8 protein-coding genes are annotated in these 11,447 nt (G+C 39.3%); 1 reads left to right on the top strand and 7 read right to left on the bottom strand.

The features are described 5' to 3' along the window. Nucleotides 1-164: 164 nt before the first annotated feature. Together P4L16_04390 and P4L16_04395 are read right to left on the bottom strand one after the other, a co-directional pair. On the bottom strand, nucleotides 165-572 hold the full coding sequence (locus P4L16_04390; protein ID MDR3624361.1) for a transposase: 408 nt from the start codon (nucleotides 570-572) through the stop codon (nucleotides 165-167). A gap of 489 nt (nucleotides 573-1,061) precedes the next feature. After that, nucleotides 1,062-3,179 carry a hypothetical protein gene (locus tag P4L16_04395; protein MDR3624362.1) on the bottom strand — a complete coding sequence of 706 codons (2,118 nt, stop codon included), beginning with the start codon at nucleotides 3,177-3,179 and terminating at the stop codon, nucleotides 1,062-1,064. Between the two features lie 161 nt (nucleotides 3,180-3,340). On the opposite strand from P4L16_04395, the gene P4L16_04400 reads away from it, so the two are divergent. After that, nucleotides 3,341-4,705, top strand: coding sequence for a hypothetical protein (locus tag P4L16_04400; protein MDR3624363.1), 1,365 nt, complete (start codon nucleotides 3,341-3,343; stop codon nucleotides 4,703-4,705). Between the two features lie 3 nt (nucleotides 4,706-4,708). On the opposite strand, the gene P4L16_04405 is transcribed toward P4L16_04400, so the two are convergent. From P4L16_04405 to P4L16_04425, 5 genes are read right to left on the bottom strand one after another with little or no spacing between them, the layout of a single operon-like run. After that, a complete protein-coding gene (locus P4L16_04405) occupies nucleotides 4,709-7,777 on the bottom strand; it encodes a hypothetical protein (protein ID MDR3624364.1) in 3,069 nt (1,022 codons plus the stop codon). Between the two features lie 10 nt (nucleotides 7,778-7,787). Next, complete coding sequence (locus P4L16_04410) at nucleotides 7,788-9,107, bottom strand: hypothetical protein (protein MDR3624365.1); 1,320 nt, start codon at nucleotides 9,105-9,107, stop codon at nucleotides 7,788-7,790. Then, nucleotides 9,104-9,517, bottom strand: a complete 414-nt coding sequence (locus P4L16_04415) for a hypothetical protein (protein MDR3624366.1) — start codon at nucleotides 9,515-9,517, stop codon at nucleotides 9,104-9,106. The genes P4L16_04410 and P4L16_04415 overlap by 4 nt, the downstream gene beginning before the upstream one ends. Continuing rightward, the gene (locus P4L16_04420) at nucleotides 9,518-10,204 is read right to left on the bottom strand and encodes a hypothetical protein (GenBank protein MDR3624367.1); all 687 of its coding nucleotides are present in this window, start codon (nucleotides 10,202-10,204) and stop codon (nucleotides 9,518-9,520) included. Nucleotides 10,205-10,256: 52 nt separating this feature from the next. Then, entirely contained in the window at nucleotides 10,257-11,159 is a 903-nt protein-coding gene (locus P4L16_04425; GenBank protein ID MDR3624368.1) for a hypothetical protein, read from the bottom strand. Nucleotides 11,160-11,447 lie beyond the last annotated feature (288 nt).

The following is an 11,447-nucleotide window of genomic DNA, read 5'->3' on the forward strand; positions in this document are numbered from 1 at the left end:
CCCTCCAAGCACCTTATGGACTTCAATAGCTGCTCCAATAATTTTATAAGACAAATCGTTATGTATAAAAGCACTCTCCGTGTCTCTGTGGCTCCGTGTTTCATTTATTTTCGTTAGAGTCATTCCTATTCCTAATATACAACCCAAAAAACCAGCTTTAAATTTTAATGAACAAGACTCATTGGTTTATTTTTCATATTTTTTTTAAGTTTGGTTATAATCTGCATTCCTTTCTCGTACAAACTGAGAAATAACTCTTGTGAAATATAGCCCTTATCCCCAAAAAGTTTTCCAAACAACCCTCTAGACATGTCTGAAACTGGAATACGATCATTATATCGTTGATAATAGTCTTTAAATGTTCTGTAGCGGGTTTTATGAAACATTATAACGATTGTTATTGCTTCACTTAGAGATAATTCGGTTTTGCGATTTCTTTTCTTTTTGTTTCCTATTAGCTGTTGATGTTGATTTTCAATCAGTATTTTTTTCCATTCTGGTTCAAATTCCTTGCAAAAATCATCCACATCACAAAAAATTGAGATTAGGGTAAATACATCACTCTTAATCATTTTGACCTTCCAGGTTATCTTTGTTTCACAAAATAAATCTTTTAACCATGTGGGGGTCTTTTTTCAATCATAATTGTAAAAAAATAGTGTAGGTTTGCAAAAGGGATACCCTTGACTAAACGAGGCCAGGGTACCTGGCTCGGAATATTGCATCGACTTTCGATGCTTCCGAGGGCTGCTAGAACAAAGAAGAATCGCAGCACAGGAGCGAACACAGTGCTCTGCACGGGGAGCGACGGCACGCGATAGGCCTCATAATTTATTATGAGGCCGTTCTTCAAAGTTATAGTCAGCCCACATTTGTGGAATACTAAGTAAAAAAATAAAAGTTTGAATTAATTCATTTTATGATCTAAAACATTGTGTTTAAATAACTTAAATATGTTTTTTATCCAAAACTCGCGTTAATAACTATATACACATCGTTAATGAAGAATTGTTTACGATGTGTATACATGCAAATAGCATATGGCTAGATCTGTTTTAAGCCTACCAGAGGCTTGACTGGAAGGGGTTACTCTTTTTGGGGCAGTTTTCACCTAGCTTAAAGCTCATAAAGAAGCGATTGTCGATTTCTCTATGTTCGTAAGAGAGTTTTAAGTTCCAGTTGCAGCCAATAAAGGTGGATAGATCTATCTTAAACTCCTTGTAGTTAGGTTCTGTCTCGGGTGTTGGTAGTTGACCTGTCAGCCTGTGCCAGCCAGAGCGTGTATGCATCTCGAGGCACCAGTTGGGATGGAAGCGGTAGAAGAAGTGGACAAGGAGTGTATTTCTTCTGTCCGATAGGTTTGAGTGAAGAAGGGCGTATTCTGGTTGCTGTGCATCTAACATAAAGTTGGTGTAATCGGCCTTTCTCCACGCTTTGATGCCCCTGTGCAGGAAATCTAGGCCTATTGCATAATCCTCATTGATCGTCCAAAGGTGTGTTAAGTTAAAGAAATCAAGAGATTTTGTTTCCGTATTCCAGGCAATATCATAGCGAGTTGTTAAATAAGGTGTTGGGTGGGCTAAAAGAGATCCATAAATTCTGGGTATGCTGTTTTGTAGCGTGTGTACACTAAAAAATGCATCTGCAAAAATATTGAGATAGAGTGCGCGAATAGGTTGTTTTCCATGCAGGAATAGAGAGTTTGTAAATCCAAAGCGAAGTATTTGTAGTCTTGCATAACCATCTTCAATATCAAAAACATAATAGTTATTAAAGCGCACAGTTGGATGAGAGTAGTATTGAAAGCTGGCATAAGGCTCAACAATATGCTTGCTTTGTCCATACAGTCTGGAGAATTTTGCGTTTACAAAAAGGCCTGCCCTTCCAACTGCTTGCATGACAGCTTGTGCTTGTGGATTATTATCATAGAAAATTCCGGTCAGAGCTACCTCTGGTGTTATTTTTACTCCAGTAATAGGGGTAAAGGGTCTGTAGAATTCTTGGTCTAGTTCAATTCTAGTTGCATGAAAATCACTTACAGGGGGAGGAGTGCCATCTGCATAGGCATAGTCTAAAAAACCTGCTCTTATACGATGATCTGATATGATACCAGTAGCCCCATGAGAAATAGGCTTGTGGCTTGCTTCTATTGCAGGTAATTGCTGGTTTACAGTTTGAAAGTCATTGACACGTACACGGGTGGAAAAGTCTGCAATCCAAGAGTCTTCTTTTTTTGTAACTAGTAAATGTGTGTGTTCTCCTGTATCTAAGTTGAATTCATCGGCAGAAAAGTCTGAAGCCATTTCACTGTCAGAAAGAACGTCATAGACAAGTCTTGCATGTACATTATTTTTAAAACTCTCATCGTAGGTACCCTCAAATCGATACCTCAATCGGTTGACGGGGTCATCGTAGGACCTGTCTTGTACCATGAAATTTTTTAAAATAAACGAACGCTTGTCTAGAACAGAACAATAGTCAGCATCAATACCGCCACCAGGCCCTTTTGAGAGTACATAGTCCGCTCTTAGATAGACCTTTAAATCTTTCCAGGTTAGCGCCCTGTAACGAAGGGATATAGCGCTACCCTCGATTCCACCAAATGTGAATTTTACCTGGATAGGAATTTCGCTAACAGAGTCCATGTGTGTATTGAAAGAAGAGAGTGTAAATAGGGGTATGCTAAAAAAACGCAGGCAAACATCTTTTGCAATGAGCATATTATTTTTTAGAAGACGAATGCATTTAGAGTGGATAGCAAAGTCTTCTTCACAAGTTTCCCACAAAGTGATATAGCCATTTTCTAATCTATAAGAGCCATCACCCTCGAGTATAATTTTTTCGCCTCCCATAACAACGGGTTCTTCTGCTACAACTCCATCACAAATAAAGCCTGAGCATGTTTTAAAATTATATTCTAAGCTACTACCTATCAATATTTTATGTCCATAAATGACAAATAGATCACCTTTTGCAATCAGTGTTTCTTCTACTTTGTTATAAGTCATGTGGGTAGCTTGAATGCGTATTTTACCGCTACGGATGACACCACCAAGAGATGTCGTAATGATCCCTTCCGAATATTCGGGCTCTCTCAAATCAACAACGACTTCTTTTGCATGCAAAAAAAATGAAATTAAGAGCAAAATAAATAAAAAAAGTGTTTTCTGTGCGAACATAAGGGAAGAGACTACCATTTTTTAGGAGTATCAATCAAGGTATACACAAACAAGTTCAAAAATTGGTTTGTGTATACCTTAATGCTTATTAAATAATTTCTTTATTTTACATTAATATTCATAGATTACAATTAGCTTCTAAACTAACTTAAGGTTATAAGATGTCTAATCTTGCTGTTTCTTCTTCTATGAATCAAATTTTTCCACTACCTGAAGTCAAATTTCGAGTAGAAGAACATAATGACATCTTTCACACTCAGAAAAACTTAGCCGAACAAAACCTTCTAAAAAACAAAATAGCTAGACTTGCTTGGAATATCTTTTCTATTATCTTTATCCCTTTAGGCATCGCACGACTCTGCTTATTCATGATAAAACCCCTACTTTCTTCTTGCATCCTACCTGCAGGCGTAGAATTTAACTTAGCCAAAAAAGAAAACGCCCTAAAAAATGCAGTAAACTCTAATGCTGCACGCCTAGAAATTCAAATTGAATCCCTTAAAAACCTTCATAAAGCTAGGGAAAGCTTCTTAGGCGATCCTGAAAACCATGCAAGACAAGTTACAATAGAAACTGCAGATCAAGTAAAACTAGACACCATAGTTATCGAGCATTCAAGTCAACAATCACGCGCTGCTACAGAGCAAAAATGGATCGTTATCATGCCCGGAAACCTCATGTGTTATGAGCAATTCTTGAATCTAGCCAAAAAGTTTTCTGACAAGATCCAAGTCAACGTACTATTTGGCAATTACCGTGGAGTGATGCGCAGTGAAGGCGCAGCTACCTCCTTACATGATCTTGTGCTAGATGGCGAAGCCATGATCCAATATCTATTGCAACAAAAAGTACCTCAAGAAAACATTCTAATCCATGCCGTCTCTTTGGGCGGAGGAGTCGGTGCAGAAGTTGCCTCTTACCATCAAAATGAACATGATGGAATGCACTTGTATAGCGATAGATCATTTTCTACTCTTGCCAGCGCCATTAAATCTGTTGTCCCTCTTGCTATTACCTTGATGCCCCAAATGAACTTAGTAGGACGTGTAAGTGCTCGTCTCATGTCGTGGATTGGACCTCGTTTACTTGGTAATATGGGTGCTATGGCTGCTTCATTAGGAGGCTGGAAGCTCGATAGCCTAGCTAATTTCCAAAAAGTTAAGGGAAAAAAATTCATTATCTATAGTCACGGAGATGGTATAATTCGCTACCATGCAAGCCTTTACAAGGCATTAAAAGAGATGCAAATGACACCTCTTGATCGTAAACTGAAAGCTGAGCGCATCGAAGCTAAAGCTCAAGGGACCACATCCCCTCTAAAGGATTATGAGCAAAATTATAAACCAAAAAGCATAAGGGTTGAAGTTTCTCTAACAGCAGAAAAGCTTGCTGCAAGAGCAAATATAACTATCGAACAAGCACGCGAGCAATTGGGTTGCCATAGCCACTGTCTTCCTATTCTTGACATGGGTTCTGCAGGCCCACAGTACATCAAAAATGTCAAAGATGCACTCAGAATAATATAAGAATTAAGATGAGGGAAGAATGCGAAACACCGGTAACTTAGAACTATCTAAAGTGTCACCTGGTTGAAACTCAGAACTTCCTGCAACAAGTTCTGTGTGCTTTCTGCGTACCAAGATATCAAGCAAGTGCTTATTTTTAGGGTTAAATTGTAAGAAAAAATCTTCGGTGGCACCTCTACTTAGACTGTCAAGGCTTTTCGAAAATTTATAAAATATACTCTCAATATCCCTTGGCAATGTTTTTTCTAAAATCTCTGTAAATACAAAAGTTGATCCATCCGATCTATCCCTTACGCTCATACTCCAAAAGCCTTTTACAAGTGCATGAGGATCATAAACAGCCTCTTGCAACTTTTTATATTGAAATACATACACAGAAGCCCTTGGTATTCGACTACATGGCCATACACATTCGAAAGACTTTCCAAGAGGCGTAAAAGATGAGTTACTTTCAAAAAGCCTTGCTAGGATTTCTAAATGAACACAAATAAAAACAGGACGAGCCTGCTGACTCTCAGCTACTTGATCCACTTTACTAAGAAGCCAATTTGCATCTTGTATTGCAGAGTTTTCTATAGCGATAATAGTCGCATCTTCCAACCAGTACATGTTCATGTCGGCATATTGAATATCAGAGGCATCTGGATTGTAGGGCTTTATAAGAGGGATTTTAGCACCCAAAGGATCATATCGCAATGTTAACGCTGATAGATTTTTTTCAGGCCTCAAACCATAGTAACAAGGACACTCTCCTAGGTTATAAATTTTTTTGTTTGAAGTAATCATCTCCTGAAATGCCTGCATAACCTGAGAAGAGTAACCTTTCACCTGAACATAGATCTTTACTTGCGAGTTATTAGTGATTACATCGTCCATAAAACGCTCGATCGTACCTAAAGGCACATCTTTTGAGTATCGATCTCCTATTACCCTCAGAACCATCTCATTGCTCTTCAGGTATGTTAAAATGATAGAAACCTCCGTTATAGATGTAGATAGGGTTGTTGGAAGTTCAACTCCTCTTCGAACAAATACAGGCATGGGTGAATAAAATGGATCATAGACAACTTTCTTAAACTCAGACTCTCTAAGTATAGGCAACATCTCTTGTTGCATCACTCTCCAAAAAGAATTACTCTGTCCTATCTCTTTTCCCAAAAGATTTTCGTCAAATTCAAGACATGTTAGTAATTGCGGCTGAATAGGTACAAGAGAATCAAGAAGCAAGGGAAGATCTTTGTTATTTAAAGATAATTTACCAAAACCTACAGAGATTTTTCGCCATTGATTTGATTCTCTTAATGTAACATGTACTGTTTGCATTGCTGAAAATAGAGGAAATGTATCCTGGTTCAACTCAGTTAAAGGTTGCGACAATACCTCATAACCAAGGCCCTCACGATCACGCATCACTCTCTTACTTTTATGCGCAGTAGAAAGAGGTAGTGGTGTACGGTATTGAAAGGTGAGCATATTATCTACCAAACCAAAATAATCAAATTTATCACTTTCTGAGATAGCTTTTATCAAATCTTGATGCTTCCCTCTGCATGGCCTTAAGTTCTTACCAACAGTTATTGAGTCACCTATTTCTATTGCTTCTCCAATAAAGGTATTAACAGGAGGAGTATTTACCTGCAAATGAACCTCCATACCCGGATTGCTTCTGGAAAGGTCTCTTACATACTTCTCGATGATTGGAAAGTGTGATTTCCCTAATGTGTTGTCTACTACATCTAAGTTTATGTTATGTTCTGCTCTAACAACAACCCTATTGCCAGGCATCTGACTTACATTCATAGCAATAAAGTGTGTAGAGACAGTGTTTGTGGATGCTAAGCTGCTACCTTCAGTAGACCTACGGCCTACTTCTTCTGTTGGGAAAAGAATGTCTAGCATTTGAGATGGACATGCTCCCTCAGCAAATGTGCTATGATGAACATGCACATCGCGGATATCTCCTGTTTCACTCAATGTGATGTATGCTGACTGTATAGGTGATGGATCTTTCTTAGTGCGTACAGATTGAGACTCTATTAGTACATCATGACTACAGCTCTCACGGCAGTACACCTCTTTATTTTTGTTGTGCGCAGGAGCTGAACGATTTTTATTTGCTAGAAGCCTTTGATCAAGCACATGAAATGAATTTGTTCTAGTGTCATAATAAGTTTCAATATAAGAACCCCCAAACTTGTAACCCTCAGAAACTACTGGGTTCACTCGTGAAGAACAGAGAGCTTTTACGCTTTTAGCCGCTTTTCTTACTACTTGGCTAGTTGCACCTACTGCTTTAGTAGTTGCCATCTTCTCAACATCTTGTATCGCCCGCAAAGCAACCTCTTCTGGAACGCCCACTTTTTCATCAAGTGCTTTAGCTACTTGCCTATTAAACTTAGGCAAATCTTCCTTAACAAATGCGCGGGCATCTTCTTTCAACTCCTCTGGAACCACTGCTTCTAAAACTTCTTTAGCAGCTTCTTTAACTTTACAAGCAAGTGCATGAGTGCCTGGATGATGCTCTCGTAAATTATCCATTATAGCAGCTACACCTGCATGTGCTACATCACCTACCATTCCAAGGGCAGTTCCTGCTATACGCACGGCTCCAACTACTCGCCTCGACAATTGCCGTGCATTCATCTCTTCTGTGTTACCCTCAGCTCTATCTGCTTTTTCTAAGGCTTCAAAATCTCTTGAAAGAACTTCTGTACGGTTTTTAAGTCGTTGAAGCAACGTAGGAGCCGCTTGTGATTTTGCTTGAAGGTCTCTCTTTCTGCCACCTAAATCAATAGAAATAGCATGTTGTGTTAGCCTACTAGAAGGCTCAAAAGGGCTTCTTTCTTCTTGTTTAAGAGCATTTGCCGCATGAAATAATTGCTCTCCTACAGTATGCCTCTTAATGCCGTCTGAGCAACTAAGAAGAGCACTAGCTGCCCTATCCATCCTAGTAGAAGTACTTGGCTGCCCTTCCGTCAAAGATGCTAATTTAGGCATTTCATCTACTAGCAGATCCTCTTTTTGACGCAAGAGAGTAAGTATAGAAGCGTGCTTAATTGAAGTGGTTTTCATAATCTTTAACTTAAATACGAATTGTTTGAAGGAGCATAAGTCCTCCTTCTTTCGGCAAAAGGGTTATAGCAAACTTTGCAAGAGCCCAAGAGCCAAAAATAGCAAGAGCGCCTATGCCAAGGCTTTCAATAAGACTATTAGAGGAGCGCTCATGCATCTGCTCAATATCTGTTCTTACTTGGGTAAGGCCTTGCCTTATAACCCCTTGTTGCTGCTCTACATGACCTATACGTATATCCACAATCTCCTGACTTAAACGAAGCTCATCGGAGCGCTGCCTAAGAGCGTTTCTCTTCTCTTCCAAAAGAGCAAGCTCTTTTTCAATGTGTAAAAAATGCTCCTTATCATGCTCTCTTTGCACTGCAAGCCTCTCATCACACTCATCTAACATCTCTTTCAAAGGATCTAATTCATCATAAGCAGTAGTAAGCTGTGTATACACTTCTTGAAAAGCATCTTGATCTTCAGCTGATGCCTCTATAAGTCTTTCTTGAAGTAACCCTTCAAGGTAAGCTGTGTCATTATCATTAACAAATGTTTCTCTTATGCTCCTAATAGACTCATCTTCCTCTTCTTTATAAGCAACACATTTTGCATCAAACGCCTCTGCAGTTTGACTACAACTTGCAGCGCTCCTTCCAACGGATGCAAGTGCTTCTTGTGCACGCAATTTAAAATTCTTAACTTTTTCAGTTTTTACATGGGTGCAGCGCTCTTTAATTAAAACTTGTTCTTCTCTTTTACGCACTCTTGCCTTTTCATGCATTTCTCTGAGGCGAGCGTATTGAGTAGCGCGTGCAAGAGCCTTTATAGCCTCTTCTTTTTCTTCTTCCTCTCTTTTAAGAAGAAAAGCAGATTCTTTTTCAGCCAGCCATTTGACAGCAAAGCGAACGACAGGATGAGAGGTCCTCGTCAGGGGTGTTGGATTATTTATAGCAAGTGGAGAGCGTTGTTGATACTCTTTAGGAGTTGTAGTTAAAAAGCCAACTAAAGAAAGCTCATTATAAGTAAATCCATCACTTCCCAAAACAGCTGTTGCATCAAGAAGATCACCACGCCTAATTGGATCCATTAAAAGATCTCTTAATGCCTCAATATAATCCTTTATGACTTTTTCTCTCTCTTCCTCAGAGGAAAGGTCTGCTATAAAACCACTATACCAAGAAGTAAGTGTAACTGTCATAAGATCTGTAAAACCAGACTCTGCGATAACCTCTCCAAATTTAACAAGATCAAGAGAATGCAGTAACCCACGAAAGCGCGCATCTTGTACTGCACTCTTCGATGTAATGTCTGATAATAGCCTTTGATTGCCCACTGGAGACGTCATCTATTTGGCCCTTTTGCTCTCTCTTGATTCATCCCTCTTCTTGGAAAGTACTCACGAGATCCACCAACAACTTTTACTACAAACTCTGCTCCTCGAAGGAGTTCATGAGAAGAACTGGAATGAGAAGAGCTTGCAGCCCTACTTACTACTTCGGTGTGTTCCTTCAGCAGGGAAAGCTCTTTTTCTTTTTCTTCAAGCACACTCTCAGAGTGCTTAAGAGCCTCTTGCAATCTAGCACTGCGCTTTTCTAAGGACTCTATAGTTTGAGCTGCCTGCTCTACTCGGGCAATAATCTCACTTGAGTGTGCCCTTGCTTTAAACTGATCAAGAACACTCTGGCATCTATCACATGCGGTCACACTTCTTGCAAACGTTTCTTGAAGTTCTTGCTCTGTACGCTTTACTGTCATTTATGCATCTCTGCCTAGCATTTCTTTAAAAGATGCATCCAACATCATAAACTCCCTTTCTTGCCCCATAGCCATAAGTCCACTAGCACATGCTTTATCCACTGCAATACGATCTTCTCGGGAAAGCTCAGCAATCTCTTTTTCTAATTTCCAAGTAGCTTCTGATAAAGCATCACACCTTCTCTCGCGATGCTCTTGAAAAGCTATTAACTTATCTTCAGCCTCTTCAAGGCGCCTTTCAGAACTTTCATTAAAACTTCTTGTAGCAATGCGTGCAACTAGATCTACAGTTTCTCCAAATTTTTTTACCGCTTGGTCAACTCTTCTCTCAGAAACGCTTTTCTGCATCTTCTCAATTGCATTTTCAGCCTCTCTTTCTGATTTTAAAAAAGCTGCCAAGATGCTTTTACATTCATCTTTCCATAAAAATACTTGATTTATTTCACCCTCTTCCAAGTCTTCTGACTCCTCAAGGCAAAAATCCAGTACCTCTACAATGAGTCTAGCAGCTGCATCTTCAAGATATTTTGAATCAAATCTACTAAAATCCTCATTTGAAAATAAAGCAGAAGCCTGCATTTTAGTAATCACACCTTCAAACTGAACACTCAATGGAGGATATAGTGGAAAGCGATAAACAGGTGCTGCACTCGTACTTGCTACACTTTCTGTTCTTGTTCTAAGCATATATATACACAAATAAGTTCAAGAATTGTTTGTGTATACACAAACATGGCTACTAAAACCCTTGGGCACGCCAAGCAGCCAAGTCGCTTCGCATGAATGCCATCTTTGCTTGCATGCTAGCATACCCTTCTGCTTCCTGAATCTCCCGTTGTAGTCTTTCTGACTGTGCTCTTGCAGCGGCACTTGCAGCTGCGGCTGCTTGGTTTGCAGCTATTGCTTGCTTCTTTGTCTCTTCTACAGAGGCTTTCAAGCGTTCTGCTTCTTCTTTTCCTGCACGCGCCAATGATTTTGCTACTACGCTAGAAATATCCGCTTCTTCTGCTTTTTCTTGAGAAACTATTGCCTGTTTTATAGCCCTATCTGCCAATGCAGCCATCGTGCCTTGCTGTTCTTTAAGGGCATTGATTGACGCTTCAAATTGAGCTACAGACTCCTCTATCATCTCTTTTAATTTTTTTTCTGTAGGAGTTTTAAGCCATCTGTCATAAGCTCTCTTTGCAGAAGATTGCACCTTAGCAATTTCATCATCTGTTCTAGTACGCGACTGATTTATATAAGGCACTAAGTGAGTGTCTACATGAGACCTTATATGAATAAGATCTTCCTTACAATGCTCAAGCTCCTGCGACAACGCTCTTTCTCTAACTGCTGCTGTTGTTTTAAACTCCTCAAGCTTTGATTCAAGCACTGAACAGCGCTCTCGAAGATTTTTATTATCCTCTTGCAGTTCTAAAATATGCTCTGTATCACTGTCTTCAACTTTTCTAATAAAAGTCTGAAGTGCTTGGACAGAAGTTGCAACGGCACTTATCTGCGTACTCAGCACACGTAAAGCCGTCTCTGCTACGACAGAATCTGTCTTACTTGCTTCAGCCTCTGAAACAATTCCTGTCTCAAGAGACTTCTCTTCTAAATTCAAACGAGGAGAATAATTCACTACACCAACTGATGACATAAAAACCCTTTAAGTAATTAACAATGCAGCATAGTAAAGTAAAAATGCGATTAAAGTAAACACACATTTAGAGCGTGGATTTCCAGCTGCGGGAGCTGATGTTAGGATAAGGTAAGAAAGCATTTTTCAAGAAACAATTGCTCTTTTAGCCAGCAATTAGGAGTGGCGATGGATTTATAAGTGTTTTCTCGTCTAGTAGGCCAAATGAAGCGGAAACTAGAGATTAAAGTCACAAAAATCAACGTTATTTCAAATAATTATCAGTAATGTTAGCAAAAAAATAATAAA

It is taken from the genome of Chlamydiales bacterium, from assembly GCA_031292375.1.
GTDB lineage: Bacteria > Chlamydiota > Chlamydiia > Chlamydiales > VFKH01 > JARLHF01.